Genomic DNA, 17,092 nt, shown 5'->3' on the forward strand with positions numbered 1-17,092 from the left:
ACGTGGCTGGGGTATCGTCGTGATCGTGCAGAGGACGCCGCAGGAGAAGAAGCTTCTGAGCTACGCCAAGGACCGCCGCAACGCGTACGGCGAGAATGACAAGAGTTCTCGCAAGAACATCCGCCGCAACAAGCGCACCCCCCACCGGGCCAACAGGCACCGGGCCCACCAGATCCTGGAGGCCGCCATCGGCGCCGTGGACGAGGTCGTGGAGGAGCAGGTCGAGTTGCGTGTCGGGCGGCGGCGGCCCAAGGAGTGGCGGAAGGTGGCGGACGTTCCGCTGGGGGAGATCGTGCGGGCCAAGCTGGCGTGAGGAGTACGCACGCCATCGAGATGGGACCTGGCGTGGTCGTCAAGCGCTACCGGTCCGTCGAGCATGGGCAGCCGGAGCGGGAGTGGCGGGCGCTGGGGTTGCTCGATCGGTACGCGCCCGGGCTGGCGCCCGTGCCGGTGAGTGCCGATCTGGACGGCGAACCGCCGAGTGTGGTGATGTCCCGGGTCGCCGGGTCGGCTGTGGACGAAGTTGTCGAGGGCGTCCTGGCAGACGCTTTGGCCGAGGCTGTGGACAGGGTGCAGCGGGCGGTGCCGCCGGCCGTACTGGAGAAAGTGCCTGTTCGGGCTGGTGATGCGGTCGCTCTGCTTGAGCGGGTGCGGGGGTGGTTGGCGGCGGGGGAGGAAGTGGGGGTGGTCGCGGACGCGCTTCGGCGAGCGGACGCGTGGGTGCGGCGGCCGGACTTGGCGGAACGGCTGGCGCGGCCGGGCACCCCGGTGTTCGGTACCGGTGACGGGAATCTTGCGAACTACCTGTGGGACGGAAGCCGGATCCGCCTGGTCGATTTCGAGTACGCGGGTCGTGGTGACCGCGCCTTCGAACTGGCCGAGGTGCTGGAGCACGTCTCGGTCTGGCGTGGCGGCGTCGGCGGGATGGATGGCGTGCTGGATCGGTTGGAGCTGACGGCCGGGGAGGCCGCCAGGCTCATCGAGTGTCGTCGGCTGCTCGCCTTGTTCTGGTTGCTGCGCACGCGCGCGGAAGCACCGGCGCGGCGGATGCTCAGCCTGCTCTAGCGGGGGCGGGGACGAGGGTCCAGCCGGCCGCCTGCTCGCGTTGCCGCCAGTAGCCGGCGAAGCGGCCGTCCAGGGCGAGGAGTTCGGGCAGGGTTCCCGACTCCACCACGCGGCCGGCCTCCAGGAACACGATCTGGTCGGCGCGGGCGATTGTGCTGAGGCGGTGGGCGATGATGAGCGTCGCCCGGTCCCGGCCGGTGGATTCCAGGGCGCCGATGATGGCGCGTTCGTTGTTGGTGTCCAGTGCGGCGGTGGCCTCGTCGAGCAGGAGCAGGGGCGCGTTCTTGAGGAGGGCGCGGGCGATGCTGACGCGCTGGCGTTCGCCGCCGGACAGGGAGGTGCCGCGTTCGCCGACGCGGGTTTCCCAGCCGTTCGGGAGGCGGGCGATGACCTCGTCGAGCTGGGCGGCGGTGGCGGCGGCGCGGATCTCGTCCTCGGTGGCGGCGGGGTTGCCGAGGCGGACGTTGTCGTACAGGCTCGCGTCGAACAGGTACACGTCCTGGAAGACGATGCCGAGCTGGCCCATCAGGACGGCGGGGTCGTAGTGGCGGACGTCGTGGCCGCGGACGTGGACGGCGCCGGCGCCCACGTCGTGGAAGCGGGCGATCAGCGCCAGCAGGGTGCTCTTGCCGGCGCCGGAGGGGCCGACCACCGCGGTGGTGGTGCCGCGTTCGACGGCGAAGGAGACTCCGGCGATCGTGTCGTGGCCCGGCTCGTAGCCGAAGTGGACGTCGCGCAGTTCCAGCGCGGCGGCGTCGTGGCGGGGCAGGATCTCGGCGTCGCCCTGGAGCGGGTCCAGGGCGGGGGCGTCGAGGATGGCGTGGACGCGGGTGAGGGTGCCGCGCATGTTCTGCAACGCGGGGGACAGATCGGCCAGCGTCGTGAACGGTTCGATGAACCGGACGATGACGATGATCACCGCGACCACCTCGGCCGCGTTCAGCTCGCCGGAGACGCCCAGGGTGACGGCGGTGGCGGCCAGCCCCAGGAGCGCCGCCTGCGTGGCGAATCCGAAGACGAGCTGGCCGGGGATGCCCAGTCCGATCAGCCGTAGTGCGGCCTTGCGCTGGCGGGTGAGTGCCCGTCCGATCGCGGTGCCTTCCACGCCGGTACGGCCGGCCGTACGCAATGCCGGTTGTGACTGCGCCAGCTCGATGATGCGCTGAGCGAGCTCACCGGAGGCGGCGTCATAGGAGGAGTCGGCGGCGCGCAGCCAGCGCCCGCTCAGCCACAGCGCTCCCAGCAGCAGCGGGACGGCGGCCAGCGCGACCAGGCCCAGCGGCCACGCGACGAACAGCAGTCCGGCCCCGATCAGCGCCGGCAGGGCGAGGGCGTTGACGGTCGGGGTGAGCAGGTGCGTGATGCCCTGGCAGAGTTCGCGGCCCGAGGAGGTGAGGGCGCGCTGCGCGCCGGTGCGCCGCTCGCCGGTGAACCAGCCCAGCGGGATGCGCTGGAGCCGGTCCACGATCTGCGTTTCCAGGTTGCCGAGCAGGCCGAAGCCGATGGCGAAACCGGCCCCGGTGACGGCGTAGTCACTGGCCCATCCGGCGGCGACGAGCGCGGCCAGGACGGCGATCCACGGGAGCGCGCCGGCGGGGTTCGCGGAGAAGAGGGCGGACAGCAGCGGCACCAGGCTCAGCATGGCGCCGGCCCGCAGGAGGGTGCTCAGCGTGAGCAGGCAGGCGTAGCGCACGGCGGCGCCGCGGTCGCCGGCCAGGCGGAGGGTCTGGAGGATCATGCGGAGGCCTTCGGCTGCTCGATGATGGAGGTGGCCTGCCACAGCTCGCGGTAGAGGCCGGGTTCTGTGACGAGGCGCGCGTGGGCGCCCTGCTGGACGATCCGCCCGCCGTCCAGCACGACGATGGTGTCGGCGCCGGCCACGGTGTGCAGGCGGTGCGCGATCACCAGCACGGTACGGCCGGCCACCAGGTGACTCAGCGCCTCCTGAACCTGGTGCTCCGATTCCGGGTCGGCGTAGGCGGTGGCCTCGTCGAGCACGAGCACGCCCGGGTCGGCCAGCAGCGCCCGCGCGATCGTGAGGCGCTGCGCCTCGCCGCCGGACAGCCGGGCCTCGTCGCCGAGCACGGTGTCGTACCCGCCGGGCAGCCGGGCGATCCGCTCGTGGATCTGGGCGGCGCGGGCCACCCGCTCCACCTCCTCGCGGGTGGCGTCGGGGCGGGCGAGCGCGATGTTGTCGTGGACGCTGCCGCGGATCAGCGCGACGTCCTGGAAGACGAAGCCGACCGTCCGGTACAGGTCGGTGAGGGGGAGTTCGCGGAGGTCCACGCCGTCGATGGTGATACGGCCGGCGGTGACGTCGTGGAAGCGGGCCAGTAGCGCGGCGAGCGTGGACTTCCCGGCGCCGCTCGGGCCGACGAGGGCGGTGACGGTGCCCGGCCGCAGTTCGAGGTCGATGCCGGACAGGACCTCGTGCTCCGGGGTGTAGCCGAACGAGACGCTGGAGAAGCGCACCGGGCGTCCTTCGCCGGCCGGGAGTGGCCGGGGCGCGTCGGGTTCCGGGAGTTCGGGCTCGTCGAGGAGCAGTCCGATCCGCTGGGCGGCGTCGAAGCCCTCGCGGACCGAGCCGAGCCCGTACCCCGCGGCGAGGAGCTGCGCCCCGAACGTGACCCCCAGCAGCAGGAACGGCAGCAGATCAGCGGCGCTCAGCACCCCGCCGGCCACCATCAGGCCGCCGGTCACGATGATCAGCAGCAGCGAGGTCAGCGGCCGGGTGACCAGGTCGACCACGGTCTTGCGGCCGCCGAGCGGGCGTTGCCACGCGTCGAGGAAGCGGGCACGCTCCTCCAGCGTGGCGCGGAAGCCGCCGGCGGGCCCGGCGTCGTAGGCGCGCACGACGGCCAGCCCGTCCACGTACGCGACCGCCTCCGAGGCGACCCGCGTCTCCCAGACCGAGAACCTCGGCAGCGCCGCGCCGGAGGCGGCCACCATGCGCCCGGTCAGGACGCCGTAGAAGGCCAGCGGCACCAGCAGGATCGCGGCCAGTCCAGCCGAGACGGAGAACAGGTAGCCCAGCACGGCCAGCGGCGTGACCACCGCCGCCACGATGTCGAGCACCGCGTGCGTGACCAGGTAGTGCACGCTGGCCGCGTCGTCCTGCACGGCCTGCTTGATCTTGCCGGAGGTGCGGTCGGTGAACCAGCCGAGCGGCACCCGTGCGAGCTTGCGCACCACGCTCGCCCTGACGTGGTGGCCGAACCCGGCGTCGAGCGCGTGCATGGCCAGCACCAGCACCCCGGCCAGCGTCGTGCCCACGCCGAGCAGTACCAGCGCGAGCAGCCCGAGCTCCGTCACGCCCGCGGCCACGGCGCCGCCGGCCAGCAGGCGGCGGCACAGCTCGGCCAGGATGAGGTACGGCGCGAGCTGCAGCAGCGAGACGACGGCCTGGAAGGCACCGGCCAGGATGAGCCGCGACTTCAGCGGCGCCAGCAGCCGGGCGCCGGCCCGCGAGCGCCACTGCCCGGTCTGCTTGGGGGCGGGCGGCGTCCGCGGCCGCTCCTCGCTTTCGGTGGGGCGGTCCACGCCCATGGCCTTGCCTTTGATCCAGTACGCCCGCGACTTCACCTCGGCCTTCGGGAAGCCGAGCTCCTTCAGCCGTTCGCGTACCCGCTTGGTGGCGGCGGACTCGGTGGTCACCCACGCGTACCAGTCGGACCAGTCGCGATCCTCCACGGCGCGGGCGAGCACGGAGTCGTCGCCGGTCGCTTGCACCCACGTGACCCGGGCGCGGGGGTGGGCGGTGAGCGGGATGTCCAGGTCGTCGTCGTGGAAGCGCTCCAGGATGACCTCGACCGGGGTCGTCTCGGGCACCGCCGCCAGGATCGCGTTGATCCCGGGCAGCGCTGCCGCGTCGCCGACCAGGAGGTAGCCGTCGGGCTCCGGCGTGGGCGCGGTGAACTGGCCGGAGGACCACCGGCTCACCTGGACCGTGTCGCCGATCTTCACCTGGCGTGCCCAGATACAGGCGGGGCCGGCCGGCTCGTGCAGGACGAACTCCAGGCTGACCTCGCACGTGTCGGTGTCGGGGGCGACCAGGGTGTAGCCGCGCTGGTGCTCGCGGCCTTGGCGGTCCGGGTCGGGGGCCCACATGCGTACCCAGCTCGCCGGCTCGATCGGCGGGCCGTCGAACAGCGTCGGGGCGTGGAAGGTGATGCGCCGGAAGTGCGGGGTGATGTCGGTGTACGACACGACGGTGAGCGTGTGCTCGTCGGCGCCGAACGCCTTCATCACCACCCCGCCGTAGCCGCGGGCCATCTCAGTGTTCCTCTCGTAGTGCGGCGGCGAGGTCGGCCACGTCGCGCCCGGGTGGGAGCTTGGCCACCAGCCCTTCGGCGAGCGAGGTCAGGACCAGCTCGAAGTAGTCGTCGGCGGTATGGGCGGGGATGCCCAGGGTGGCCGCCCGCACCAGTGGCGAACCGGCCATCGCGGCCAGGGCCTCGCGGGTGCTCTCCTCGGTGCCAGGAGGGTCGAGCCGGGCTTGGGCGTCCTGGGCCTGTTCGGCCGCGGCGATCCCGATGGTGACCGTGGCCACGGCGGAGCTGAGGATGGTGGCGGCGGCGGGGGCGTACCCGCGCCCGGCCAGGGCTCTGATCTGCGTTTCGAGCAGCCGGACGCCGGACGGGCCGCGTGGGAACAGCCGTTGCAGGTACTGGGCGGTGCCCGGGTGGGCGAGCGTGAACTGCCGCAACTGTCGGCCGAACGCCACGAGGTGCGCGGTGGTGGGGCGGTCCGGGTCGTCGTGGAGCGTGAGCTCGTTCAGGATGGCCTCGCCGACCAGGGTCTCCAGCGCCGCCCGGCTCGGCACGTGCCGGTAGACGGCGGTGGGCGTGACGCCGAGCGCCTCCGCGACCGCCTGGACCGTCAGCTCGGGCAGCCCGATGCGTACGCCCGCGGCGACCACGTCCTCGTGGCTGAACGTGGCTGTCCGCCCACCAGTCCGCACCGCTCACTCCTATAGGTAAGGCTAACCTTAGTTATGGCCCATAACTTAGGAGACGGGCAGGCGTAGCGCAAGAGGCGCGGACCGGGGATTACAGTGTGGCCATGCCTCGTTTCCGCGCCATTTTGGACACCATGCCCGCGTACAAGGCGGGCAAGGCCGTCGTCAGCGCCGACGGCCGGTCCCACAAGCTGTCCTCGAACGAATCCCCCTATGACCCGCTGCCTTCGGTCGTCGAGGCGATCGCGGAAGGCGCGCGGCAGATCAACCGCTACCCCGACCCGGCGTCGGCACGGCTGACCGAGGCGCTCGCCGGGCGCTTCGGGGTTCCCGCCGAGCACGTGGCCCTGGGGCCGGGCTCGGTGACGGTGGCGCAGCAACTGTTCGAGACCGTGAGCGAACCTGGGGCCGAGGTGATCTACGCCTGGCGTTCGTTCGAGGCCTACCCGCTGCTGGCCGACCTCGCCGGGGCGGTCTCGGTACGGGTGCCGCTGGTGAACGAGGAACACGACCTGGACGCGATGGCCGACGCTATCACCGACCGGACCCGGATGATCTTCGTCTGCACCCCGAACAACCCGACCGGCGTCCCCATCGGGCGGGCCCGGCTCACGGCGTTCCTGGACCGGGTGCCCTCGAACGTGCTCGTGGTGCTGGACGAGGCCTACCGCGAGTACGTGCGCGACGAGGACGTCCCCGACGGGCTCGACATCTACCGCGAGCGGCCCAACGTCTGCGTGCTGCGCACCTTCTCCAAGGCGTACGGCCTGGCCGGGCTGCGCGTCGGCTACCTGATCGGGCACGAGCCGGTGGCCGCGGCCGTACGCAAGGTCACCATCCCCTTCGCCGTCAACAGCCTCGCCCAGATCGCCGCCCTCGCCTCGCTGGAGGCGGAAGACGAACTGCTGGCCAGGGTGGACGCGGTGGTCAAGGAACGTACGCGGGTACGGGAGACGCTCATCTCGCAGGGATGGGAGGTGCCGCCCACCGAGGCGAACTTCGTGTGGCTGCGGTTGGGGGAGCGGACGTTGGAGTTCGCTTCGGCCTGCGGGATGGAGGGCGTGGCCGTCCGGCCGTTCGCGGGGGAGGGGGCACGGGTGTCCATCGGAGACCCGGAGGCCAACGACACCTTCCTCAAGGCGGCAGCGGCGTTCCGCTGACAAGGGCAAGGCGCTCCGCGCGTCTTCCGGCCCACCCGTTGCCCAGCTAAGTGGTTGGCCGGTTGGAGCCCGCCCGGAACGCGAGGTGCTCCGCTTCGCTCCGCGCGTGTTTCCAGCCGGGCCGTGGCCCCGGCCCCTGTCGGTCCTCGCTTCGCTCGGGCTGCCTGACATTGCGTGCGCCTTCGGCGCACGGCTTGCGCGGTGTGGGTTACCAGGACGCCATCGCCATCCTGGTAGACCCGCGGGCCAATGCAAGCCGACCGTGCTCCCAAGTGCTGTGACCGGAAAGGCTCATCGGGTTCGTGAGTGCGGGCCGATGAGGGACGCTACACGCGATGTCGTCATCCAGACGAACTCGTCCCATGGAATCATGCGGCAGTGACATCGAAGCCGTGGAAGGACAGAGTGATGGTCACCGCCATCATGCTGGCGATTTTCGCTGTCCTGGGCCTGGCGGTACTCCTGTGTGTGTTCATCGTCTTCAACATCGATTTCGTGTGATCAGGGACCTGGCGTTGGCACAAGCCTGCCGAGGCCGAGCTGGAAGACAAGCTCCATCAACGCCCCGGCCACGACGTCAGCATGATCCGAGTCGGACCGGCGCACATGTCACACGTCAGTGACGACCTGGTGCCGCGCCGTTCAGCGTGATCCTTTCAGGCTGTGAGGCCATCCACGGATTGACTCACTCCTCCAGGGAGAGGGCCTGGCTGGGGCACACGTGCACCGCTTCGCGGGCCTTCTCGACCAGCTCGCCGTCCGGTGTCTCGTTCAGCACGATGATGGTGGCGTCGTCCTCGCTCTGGTCGAACAGCGCGGGCTCGGTGAGCACGCACTGGCTGGCGCCGACGCACCTTCCGGTGTCCGCGATGATTTTCATGGCCTTCTCCTCCTGAGGTGGGGATGTGCTACCAGGTCACCGGGAGCTCGTACAGGCCATAGATGTTCGCATCGTCCTTGAACGGCAGTTCGTCGACATCCACTGCCAGCTCCAGCGTGGGCACGCGGCGGAACAGCGTGTCGAACACGATCTGTAGCTCCATCCGGGCCAAGTTCTGGCCCAGGCACTGGTGCGGCCCGAACCCGAACGCGACGTGGTGGCGCGCGCCGCGCTCGATGTCGAGCTCGTCCGGGTTCTCGAACGCTCGCGGGTCCCGGTTGGCCGAATGGCCGAGCGCCAGCACTCCTTCTCCGGCGCGGATCAGCTGCCCGCCGACCTCGATGTCCTCGACGCACAGCCGGGCCGTCGCCACGTCGATGATCGTGAAGTACCGCAGCATCTCCTCGACCGCGTTGAGCGTTTTGCCTGGGTCGGCCTTGATCATCGCGAGCTGCTCCGGGTTGCGCAGGAACGCCACGGTCGACAGTGAGATCATGTTCGCCGTCGTCTCGTGGCCGGCCACGAGCAGCAGCAAGCCCATGCCGGCCAGTGCCGTCCGCCGGTAGGTGCCGTCCGCGCGCAGCTTGACGATCTGGCGCCCGAGCAGGTCGTCCGGTGGGTTCTTCTCCTTCTCCGCGACGAGGTCGGCCATGTAGCCCTGGATGGCGCTCATGGCCGCCCACCGCTCCTCGGGCGGCGTCGACTGCTTGATCACCGCCACCGTGTGCTTCTGGAAGAACTCATGGTCGGCGTAGGGCACACCGAGCATCTCGCAGATCACCAGTGACGGAACCGGCAGCGACAGCGAGTCCACCAGGTCACCGGGCCGCGGCCCGGCCAGCAGCGCGTCGATCCGCCCGTCGACGATCTCCTGGATCCGCGGCCGCAGCGCCTCCAACCGGCGTACCGTGAACTCGCCGAGTACGGCCTTGCGCGCCGGCCCGTGCTCGGGCGGGTCCATCGCGATCAGGAAGCGCTCCTCGTCCGGCCGCCGGGACGCCGCCTCGCCCTCGACCAGCGCTGGGAAGTCCGGATGCTGCCGGTCGGCGCTGAACCTCCGGTCGTTCAACACGGTTCGCATGTCTTCGTGGCGGCTGACCACCCACGCCCACCCGCCGTCGGGCAGACGAACCCGCGAGACCGGTTCTTGTTCGCGGATCTCCTCATACGCCGGCGGCGGCGCGAACGGGCACGTACGGGCCATGGGGAACTCATGCTTCTCGGTGGTGGTCATGACATTTCCTTCCACGACGTCACGGACAGGCGATAGAGGCTGGACAGCGAAGGCCGGGTGTGACCGGGTTGGCTCTGGGATGATCGGCACATTCAGCCTCGACCCGTCCCCTCGCGGGCGAAGTTCGGTTCCGCCGCTTCCAGTCGCGGTACCGAGATGCCCAGCCGTCGTGCTTCGGCCAGGGTGTCCCGGCAGACCTCGCGCGGCTCCTCGGCGTCGGGGTCGGAGTGCGCCGTGAGGCTCACGCGCGCGGGCGCGACATGAGCGGTCAGCCAGGCGAGCACGGGTGCCGTCAGCCAGGTGGGCGCCCGGAACGGCAGCACAGCGCCCCGGTGCCGTCGCAGGTCGAGGCCGCGCGCCTGGAGGAGCGGCAGCAGTTCGCGGCCGGCCAGCAGCGCCTCGCGCAGGTCGCCCCTTGCCCCGGCCAGCTTGGACAGCGAACCCAGCCGCAGGCCCTGCGCGAACATGCCGGCATCCGACGCGAAATGGACCCACAGCCAGCCGCGGAAGTCGGGCCGCTCCTTGATCCGGAGCCCGGCCTCGCGAAACGCCTGGCGCACGGCCCGTTCCCGGTTGGCCGGGGGCCGGTCGAGCGTGCCGAAGATGACCGACGGCAGCAGTGCCCCGTGGAGTACGCCGTCCGCGCCGAAACCGCCACCGGCCTGGGGAAAGCCCCAGGCGATCTGGCCGGTGGGGAGTGCGCCGATGGCGGCGAGCGGCTCGGTCCAGAGGTTGCCGAAGATCAGCACCGTGGCCTGGCCGACACGCGGGGCCAGGAAGTCCGTCGCCTCCGCGAGGCGGTGGTGCGGCACGCTGAGCACGATCAGGTCGAAGTCGTGGTCCGGCTCCAGCGCCTCGCGGTAGCGCACCGGCCACTTCTCGGCGACACGCTGCCCCCACACCCGGCGCCGCATATCGAACAGGTCGAGGTCCACCGCGTCCCCGTACGTCGCCGCGCGGCCGGGCCGTACGTAGAACTCGACGTCATGTCCCGCCTGTTGCAGAACCCAGCCGTAGATGGTGGCGATCACGCCTCGGCCGAACATCAGGATCTTCACACTGCACCTCGTGGGGTACGATCGATTTGGAGGCAATCTCCACTTTTTCAAGATATGGAGATCATCTCCATTTGTCAACGCGAGGTAGCGCATGACCGCCGACAAGCCGCTGCGGGCCGACGCCCAACGCAACCGCGATGTCCTGATCGCCAAGGCACGAGAGGTCTTCGACGCCGGGGACTTCTTCGACCTGCGCTTCGATGACTTCGCCCAGCTGGCCGGGGTGGGCACCGGCACGCTGTACCGCCACTTCCCCACCCGGGAGGCGCTGGCCGAGGCGGTCTACCACGGGGAAGTCGCCGCGCTGTGCGACCGCGCCCGCGAGCTACAGGCCACGCTGCCCGCGGCGGAGGCTTTGGCGACCTTCCTACGCGGCATGGTCGACCACATAGACGCCCACGAGGGCCTGGCCCGGACATTGGCCACGCTCATGGCCGATCGCTCGGGCGCCCTCGCCGAGGGCAGCCGGTCGCTGGAGCAGGCCGTCACCGACCTGGTGGCCGCCGCCGTACGGGACGGCGCCGTCCGTGACGACGTGGACGCCGGTGCCGTGATGATGGCGCTACACGGCATCGGCGCGGCCCACGACCGCCCCGGCTGGCGGGCCGAGGCCGACAGTCTCATCACCCTCGTGCTGGACGGGCTCCGCAGCCCGCACTCAGCTCAGGCGGCCACCCGTACACCATCGAGTTGAGGCACCACACCGAACCCGGAAGCCCTTCCCCTGTGCCTGGCCTCTGTGGTCAGTACACCTAGGCGTCACTCGTCGGCGGCGGCGACCTGTTGTTCCAATTCGCGCAGGCGTGCGGCCTTGATGGGGTAGCGGTGGATCGCCACGAACTCGCCCCACTGGCGTAGGAAGGCGTGCAGGGGTGCCACGGTGCTCTGCCGCGCTGCCTGCTCGGTCGCCTGGTCGAGGTGCTCGACGAACTGGGCAAGGTAGGCCGGTGCGATCTGCGCCACCGCCGCCCGCAACGCAGCCGTCGTCAGCGGTGGACGTGGGAGCAACGCCTCGCCGTCGTGTTGCGTGGTGGACACCGTGACCTCCATACCGGGGTGAGCATCCACCGTACGGCCGTGCGCCAGGCCACGGCATACGACTAGGGCGTGAGAACCATCGAACGCCTGAGGTGCCCCGCCTCGCTCAGCGCGTGGTTCCAGCCGGGTCGTTGCCCCTGTGAGTCCTCGCTTCGCCCAGGCGCTCTAGCCTTGGCCCTAATCGCGGCGCACGCCAGCGAGCCGCCCGACACCACCGAAGAAGCCGCCGGCTTCTCCAGTTGCGGCGAGCTCAACGGCAAGCTGGGCGGCATCGGCTACAAGAACGTCAAGAAGGTCGCCACGCTCAGCGCCCTACGGCGGGTTGGGCTATCAGGCGGTGCCGAAGATGGTCGCGATCATGCCGCGCACGGCGGCAACCTGCTCGTCCGGCAGGTCGCCCACCTTCGACTTGAGCCGGACTGCGGCCACCGTGCTGATGCGATCCACCATGGCGGCGCGGCCCTCGCCGACGTCCACCACGAACGCGGTTAGGGCGCGTGCCATGTCAGCGGCCTCGACATGCGCGGTGAGCACGTTGTCGCCGTACAGCGTGTGGTAGAAGTCGCCGGAGACGATGAGGCGAACCTCGTTCCGGTCGCCGAGCTGGACGGTCCACAGCTCGCCGAAGCGATGGCTCACGCCGCCTCGCCCGAGCGGTGCTCGTCGGCGGCGCGCGTGACATCCTCGGTCGTGATCCGCTCGTCAGCTTCCTGGGCTGCGAAAGCGCCGGCGCCGTACACCGCAGCTCGGGCTGTCGGCGTGTGGTCGGCGGCGATCTCGCGCAGCGCGCCGCGCGCCAGGACGGCCGAGACGCTGAGCCCGCGTTCCTCTGCGTGCTTGCGAACGGCGTTGAGGATCCACGCGTCCATGCTGACTGAGGTCTTCTCCATGGCCATACTCGGAGTATACCCGTGCAGTATTACCATGGGTAGGAAGATTTCCGATCCCCGCCCATGTAGGGTTCGCGCCGCTCCTGATCGAGGGTATCTTCCAGCCGCCGGAGGGAGGGCAACTCGTCGCGGGTGACTTGGCGGACATGAGCGCGCTGCCTCCGTACGCGCGAGCCGCGCCGCAGGCGCGCATCATCAAGGCGCCCGAGCGGAGCGAGGTCCGTTGACCGGGGCGGGCTCCAACGGCCCAACCACTTAGGTGGGTAAGGGGTGGGCCGTCGGTAAAGCGCCCGACCGCAGGGAGGTCCTCGCCCTTAGCCGTGGGCGAGCAGGCGGGACAACGTGATCAGGTGGGAGGAGTTGGTGGGGGTGAAGTTGGTGTACTTGGCTGCCACCAGCGCCTTCACCTGCGTGTCCCACTCCGTGAGTTCGATCCACGAGTGCAGGAAGTAGTCGGTCCCATTGGCCGCTCCGGTGCCGTCCACCCGCAGGCTGAAGACCGGCGCCGTGGTGGAGCCGTTCCACATTTTGAGTTTGAGGGTGTTCTTGAGGGCGATCATGTCGGCGGTGGTCATCACCTGCCCGCGCCGGTACGACTCCAGGAACGCCGACAGGTCCACGTTCGCGTGGGAGAGGTCCTCTTTCATGGTGGTGTAGGTGCCGTAGTTCCAGATGTACGCGCCGCCGGAGCTGACCAGGTTCGACTTGGCCCACTGGACGGTGGAGTTGGCTTTCTGGAGGTAGGCGGGGTCGCCGTTGAGGCTGTGCAGGACGGTCAGCAGGTTGGCGAAGCCGAGGGCCATGTTGAAGGGCAGGTCGTTGCCGGTGCCGGTGTGGGAGAGGGTGTCGACGTTCGGGGGCTGGCGCCAGGTGGTGCCGTTCCACGTGTTGCCGAGGTAGGCGCTCTGTTCCCAGCGGGGCACGATCTCGGTCTCCAGAAAGCCACGATACGCCGCCGCTTTCGCGTTATATCCGGATAAGGCGGGGGTCTGGGCGACGAGCCTGGAGAACTCGGCCATGGGGCTGCCGATCATGGCATCGTGCACCATGTACGGGAAGCGGCCGCTCAGCTTCACGTCGTCGAAGGACGCCGATCCGGCCACCGTGTAGGAGGCGTGCTCCAGCCACACCCGAAGCTGCGGCCCGCCGGTGGGCAGCTTGCACTCGACCTGCTTGAACGTCCAGCTCGTCGAGGTGTAGTCGAGCGCGCAGATCGTCGTCGACCCGTTGCGCAGCACGATCCGCCCGGTCACCGACCCGGCCTTCTTGCCCCATCCGCGCAGAACGTAGGTGGATCCGCCCTCGTAGGCGCTGTTGACGTTCTGGTAGAGCTTCTTCCACTTGGTCTGGTCGGAGACCACCCGCACCGACTGGGTGCCCGCGACCGCGTCGGTCGTGCGATAGACATGGCTGCCGGTGTCCTGAAAGCGAGTCCACGAAGTGGGAAGCGCACCGTCACCGCTTTCGAACCCCGTGTTGGCCATCTCGACCGGCGAGTACCGCTCGGTGCTCCACCCGAGGAACCCGTCACCGTCCACGTCGTCGGCGTTGGCGATCACCGTGTCGGCGTGGGTGACCAGCTTGTCCAGCCAGGCGGTGTCCTGGGTGACCCGGTAGACGTCGAGGTAGCTGCGCATGATGTAGCTCTCGCCCCAGGCCAGGGTCGCGCTGCTGCGGTCGTTGTAGACGGAGGCGCCGATCTGCGCCTCAAGCGCCCTGTACTTGGTGAGCCAGGGGCTTTCCACGGAGTGCGCGCCGCTCAGCGCGAGCGTCCCCGCCACGACCAGGTTGAGTAACACTACGACCCCCTTCGGGCGTGCCAGTTGAGGTAGGCCACACAGCCCAGATAAGAACCGAGCTGCGGCTGTACGGCGCGGCCGTCATAGATGGCCCGCGAGTGCGTGAACACCGCCTCGTCCCACTGCGCCACCGCCATCCACCGCGGCGCCTGCAGATACTGCCCGGCGGAGGTCGTGCTGCCGGTGCCGTCGACGCGCTGGCAGGCGGTGGCGATGCCGTCCGCGCCGGGCGGCGCCACGAGGTTCTTGCTGTAGGTACGCGCGAAGCGCGCCATGTCCGCGCCCTTGTAGAACAGCCGGTTGCGGAAGACCGCGGCGGCGAACTCGACGTCGATCGCCCCATGGCTGAGGTCCTCGATCTGCCGCGCGGGTCCGCCCGAAGGCGTGAACTCCGAGACGCCGTCGGCCTTGCCGAACCCGTTGTAGGTCCGCCCGAACGACGGCCAGTACGACCACACGTAGGCGTCGTCGGCGTCGGCCTCGACCTCGCGCAGGAAGGTCCTGGCCATGCGCCGCGCCCGGTCGGCGTAGAAGGGGTCGCCGGTGGCGGCGGCGAGTTCGGCGTAGGTCTGGCCGAGCGCGAGACTCTGGTTCGTGGGCTGCTCGGTGCCGTCGTAGGCGAGCGGCGTGCCCTTGTTCCACACGAAATACCCCCGGCCGTCCTCGGTCTGCCGCCACTCGTCGTCGTGGACGGCCGCCGCGTCCCGCGCCGCCTTCAGGTACTCCACCGCCTTGTGCCGATATTTCGGTACGGCCCGCAGCCGCGGACTCCGCAGCACGATCTTGGCGAACGATGCCATCGGATAAGTGATCATCCCGGTGTGCACCGTGAAGATCACCGGCTGCGACACGAACGCCGTGGCCCCGAGCGCGGGCACCGCGTTCCCCGCGGGCGCGGCCCGCAGCTCCCGCGCCGTCACCAGCGTAGGCGTCGGATAGGCGTCGAGAATCCGCCGGACCGCGTAGTCGGCCGCCGCCGGATCCAGCGACAGGTCGGTGAAGGTCGCCACCAGGTTCGTCCGGTTGTTGCGCGCCTCCAGCGTGAACCGGTCGGCGGAGCTGCCCGCCCGCACGGTCGCCACCGCGTTGTCGGCGTAGGTCAGGGCGGTGCGGATCTCGATCAGCGGCTGCCCGCCCGCGTCCTTCAGCGTCACCAGGCCGACCGTGTAGGGCGCCATGGCCCGCCAGCCGGGCAGCGAGCGGCCCCGGTGGTCGGTGACGCCGCGGACCGAGTCGCGCCCGGCCAGCACCAGGTCGATGTTGTGGATGAGCCGGTCGAGGTAGTGGGTGTCCTGGTAGGCCTCATACATGCGGACGAAGCCCGCCAGCACGTACGACTGGCCCCAGGCCAGGCCGCCGTGCTCGTTGGTGCCGGACGGCTGGCCGGCGCTGCCGCTCTCGTGGAAGGTCCGGTCGAACAGGTCGAAGGTCTCGCGGGCGGTGTAGTCGTGGGCGGAGGCGGCGCGTGCCGTACCGGGAAAACCAGGGAGAACGGCCGTGCCGGAGAGAGCGAGGGCGCCGAGCGTGAACTGGCGGCGGGACAGACGCATCAGGACCTCCGGGCGAACCAGTTGAGATAGGCGACGCTCAGGAGCGTGGAACCCGCCTGGGACTCCACGGCGTGGTCGTCGTAGACCTTGCGGGCGTGCGTGAACAGGCCGGGGTCCCACTGCGCGACGGGCATGAAGCGGGGCGCCTGCAGGTACTGCCCGGCCGGGGCGAGGCCGCCGCCACCGTCGACGTAGAGGAACGTGGTGGCGACGCCGTTGTCGCTGGTGGCCAGGTTGCGGGTGTAGGTGCGGGCGAGGCGGACCATGTCGTGGCCGCGGAAGCCGAGGCCGGCGCGGTGGGCGGCGCCGGCGAACTCGACGTCGATCCCGGCGTGGCTGAGGTCCTCCATCTGCTGCGCGCCCACGGGCGGCCTGCCGTACGACGGCGTCCATTCCGAGACGTCGTCGGCCTGGGTGTAGCCGCGGTACATCACCCCGGACGCCGGCCAGTAGGGCCAGACGTAGGCGTCCTTGTCGTTGGTCCGCAGGTCGCGGCCGAACGTGCGGGCCATGGCCCGGGTGCGCTCGCGGTAGCGGTGCTCGCCGGTGGCGGCGGCGAGTTCGGCATAGGTCTGGCCGAGGCCGAGCGACTGGTTGTGGGGCTGCTCGGTGCCGTCGTAGGGGACCGGCATGTGCTTGGGCCAGATGAAGTAGCCGCCGTCGTGCCACTCGCGGTCGTGGATGGCCGCAGCCTCGCGGACGGCTTGGAGGTACTCACGCGCCTTGTCCCGATATTTCGTGATGCGTTGGAGCCTGGGGCTCTGACGGACCAGACGGACGAAGGCGGCCATGGGATACGTGATCATGCCGGTGTGCACGGAGAAGTGCACGGGCGCCGCCGCCATCGGGAACGTGCCGTGCGCGGGCGCGCCCGGGGCGAGCCGTTTGGCGGTGACCATGTTGGGGGTCGGGTAGGCGGCCAGGACGCGCTCGACGGCGTTGTCCACGGTGTCGTCCACGGTCAGGTCGGTGAAGGTGGAGACGCGCTTCTTTTTCGGGTTGTCCACCACGATCGTGAAGCGTTCGGCCGAACTGCCCGCCTTCACGGTGACGACGGCGTCGCTGACGTTGGTGAGCGCGCTGCGGACCTCCAGGACCGGCGTGCCGGCGGCGTCGAGCAGGATGACCCCGCCCGCGGTGTAGCTGGTGTTGCGCCAGCCCGGCAGCGACAGCCCCCGGTAGTCCGTCACGCCGCGCACCGAGTCACGCCCGGCCAGCACCAGGTCGGCGTTGTGGATGAGCCGGTCGAGGTAGTGGGTGTCCTTGTAGGCCTCGTACATCCGGATGAACGCGCACAACACGTACGACTGGCCCCACCCCACCCGAGGGCGCCCAGTTCGTTGGTGTGCGTGGGCTGCCCGGTCAGCCCGCTGTCGTGGAAGACCTTGTCGAACAGGTCGAACGTCTCCCGGGTGGTGTAGTCGTAGCCTGCCGGGCGCGCGGTGAGGGGTAACCCCAGAG

General features: G+C 70.2%; 16 protein-coding genes. 4 read left to right on the forward strand and 12 right to left on the reverse strand.

Annotation, left to right across the window (positions count from 1 at the left end; translation table 11 throughout):
• The first annotated feature begins 25 nt into the window (after positions 1-25).
• Together ACFWYW_RS42640 and ACFWYW_RS42645 are read left to right on the forward strand one after the other, a co-directional pair.
• Positions 26-313: a hypothetical protein gene (locus ACFWYW_RS42640; RefSeq protein ID WP_379611208.1), complete on the forward strand. Its 288-nt coding sequence runs from the start codon at positions 26-28 to the stop codon at positions 311-313.
• Between the two features lie 32 nt (positions 314-345).
• Positions 346-1,065, forward strand: a complete 720-nt coding sequence (locus ACFWYW_RS42645; RefSeq protein ID WP_379611209.1) for a phosphotransferase family protein — start codon at positions 346-348, stop codon at positions 1,063-1,065.
• Here ACFWYW_RS42645 and ACFWYW_RS42650 read toward each other — a convergent pair.
• Genes ACFWYW_RS42650 through ACFWYW_RS42660 form a run of 3 tightly spaced genes read right to left on the reverse strand, consistent with a single transcriptional unit; the run spans position 1,052 to position 6,025 of the window.
• On the reverse strand, positions 1,052-2,803 hold the full coding sequence (locus tag ACFWYW_RS42650) for an ABC transporter ATP-binding protein (protein WP_379611210.1): 1,752 nt from the start codon (positions 2,801-2,803) through the stop codon (positions 1,052-1,054). The two genes, ACFWYW_RS42645 and ACFWYW_RS42650, sit on opposite strands and share 14 nt — an antisense overlap.
• Complete coding sequence (locus ACFWYW_RS42655; RefSeq protein ID WP_379611211.1) at positions 2,800-5,337, reverse strand: ABC transporter ATP-binding protein/permease; 2,538 nt, start codon at positions 5,335-5,337, stop codon at positions 2,800-2,802. The genes ACFWYW_RS42650 and ACFWYW_RS42655 overlap by 4 nt, the downstream gene beginning before the upstream one ends.
• A gap of 1 nt (position 5,338) precedes the next feature.
• Entirely contained in the window at positions 5,339-6,025 is a 687-nt protein-coding gene (locus ACFWYW_RS42660) for a TetR/AcrR family transcriptional regulator (RefSeq protein WP_379611212.1), read from the reverse strand.
• Between the two features lie 101 nt (positions 6,026-6,126).
• On the opposite strand from ACFWYW_RS42660, the gene hisC reads away from it, so the two are divergent.
• Positions 6,127-7,182 (forward strand): histidinol-phosphate transaminase, encoded by a 1,056-nt coding sequence (gene hisC / locus ACFWYW_RS42665; RefSeq protein ID WP_379611213.1) that lies wholly within the window; start codon positions 6,127-6,129, stop codon positions 7,180-7,182.
• A gap of 685 nt (positions 7,183-7,867) precedes the next feature.
• Here hisC and ACFWYW_RS42670 read toward each other — a convergent pair.
• The 3 genes from ACFWYW_RS42670 to ACFWYW_RS42680 all read right to left on the reverse strand — a co-directional run bounded on the left by ACFWYW_RS42670 (position 7,868) and on the right by ACFWYW_RS42680 (position 10,354).
• The gene (locus ACFWYW_RS42670) at positions 7,868-8,062 is read right to left on the reverse strand and encodes a ferredoxin (protein WP_379611214.1); all 195 of its coding nucleotides are present in this window, start codon (positions 8,060-8,062) and stop codon (positions 7,868-7,870) included.
• A 28-nt stretch (positions 8,063-8,090) separates the two neighbouring features.
• Positions 8,091-9,296: a cytochrome P450 gene (locus ACFWYW_RS42675; protein WP_379611215.1), complete on the reverse strand. Its 1,206-nt coding sequence runs from the start codon at positions 9,294-9,296 to the stop codon at positions 8,091-8,093.
• 92 nt (positions 9,297-9,388) lie between these two features.
• Positions 9,389-10,354: a ketopantoate reductase family protein gene (locus ACFWYW_RS42680; protein ID WP_379611216.1), complete on the reverse strand. Its 966-nt coding sequence runs from the start codon at positions 10,352-10,354 to the stop codon at positions 9,389-9,391.
• Positions 10,355-10,445: 91 nt separating this feature from the next.
• Between ACFWYW_RS42680 and ACFWYW_RS42685 the strand changes: the two genes are divergently transcribed.
• Positions 10,446-11,048, forward strand: a complete 603-nt coding sequence (locus ACFWYW_RS42685; RefSeq protein WP_379611217.1) for a TetR/AcrR family transcriptional regulator — start codon at positions 10,446-10,448, stop codon at positions 11,046-11,048.
• A gap of 65 nt (positions 11,049-11,113) precedes the next feature.
• On the opposite strand, the gene ACFWYW_RS42690 is transcribed toward ACFWYW_RS42685, so the two are convergent.
• The 6 genes from ACFWYW_RS42690 to ACFWYW_RS42715 form a co-directional block, all read right to left on the reverse strand.
• The gene (locus tag ACFWYW_RS42690; protein ID WP_379611218.1) at positions 11,114-11,392 is read right to left on the reverse strand and encodes a hypothetical protein; all 279 of its coding nucleotides are present in this window, start codon (positions 11,390-11,392) and stop codon (positions 11,114-11,116) included.
• Between the two features lie 330 nt (positions 11,393-11,722).
• A complete protein-coding gene (locus tag ACFWYW_RS42695; RefSeq protein ID WP_379611220.1) occupies positions 11,723-12,031 on the reverse strand; it encodes a type II toxin-antitoxin system PemK/MazF family toxin in 309 nt (102 codons plus the stop codon).
• Positions 12,028-12,288, reverse strand: coding sequence for a hypothetical protein (locus ACFWYW_RS42700; RefSeq protein ID WP_379611221.1), 261 nt, complete (start codon positions 12,286-12,288; stop codon positions 12,028-12,030). Before ACFWYW_RS42700 ends, ACFWYW_RS42695 begins: the two co-directional genes overlap by 4 nt.
• 308 nt (positions 12,289-12,596) lie before the next feature.
• Positions 12,597-14,081 carry a hypothetical protein gene (locus ACFWYW_RS42705; RefSeq protein ID WP_379611222.1) on the reverse strand — a complete coding sequence of 495 codons (1,485 nt, stop codon included), beginning with the start codon at positions 14,079-14,081 and terminating at the stop codon, positions 12,597-12,599.
• On the reverse strand, positions 14,081-15,631 hold the full coding sequence (locus ACFWYW_RS42710; RefSeq protein ID WP_379611223.1) for a hypothetical protein: 1,551 nt from the start codon (positions 15,629-15,631) through the stop codon (positions 14,081-14,083). Before ACFWYW_RS42710 ends, ACFWYW_RS42705 begins: the two co-directional genes overlap by 1 nt.
• Positions 15,631-16,911 carry a hypothetical protein gene (locus tag ACFWYW_RS42715; RefSeq protein ID WP_379611224.1) on the reverse strand — a complete coding sequence of 427 codons (1,281 nt, stop codon included), beginning with the start codon at positions 16,909-16,911 and terminating at the stop codon, positions 15,631-15,633. The genes ACFWYW_RS42710 and ACFWYW_RS42715 overlap by 1 nt, the downstream gene beginning before the upstream one ends.
• Between the last annotated feature and the right edge of the window lie 181 nt (positions 16,912-17,092).

The organism is Nonomuraea sp. NPDC059023 (assembly GCF_042740095.1).
In the GTDB taxonomy this organism is placed as follows: Bacteria; Actinomycetota; Actinomycetes; order Streptosporangiales; family Streptosporangiaceae; genus Nonomuraea.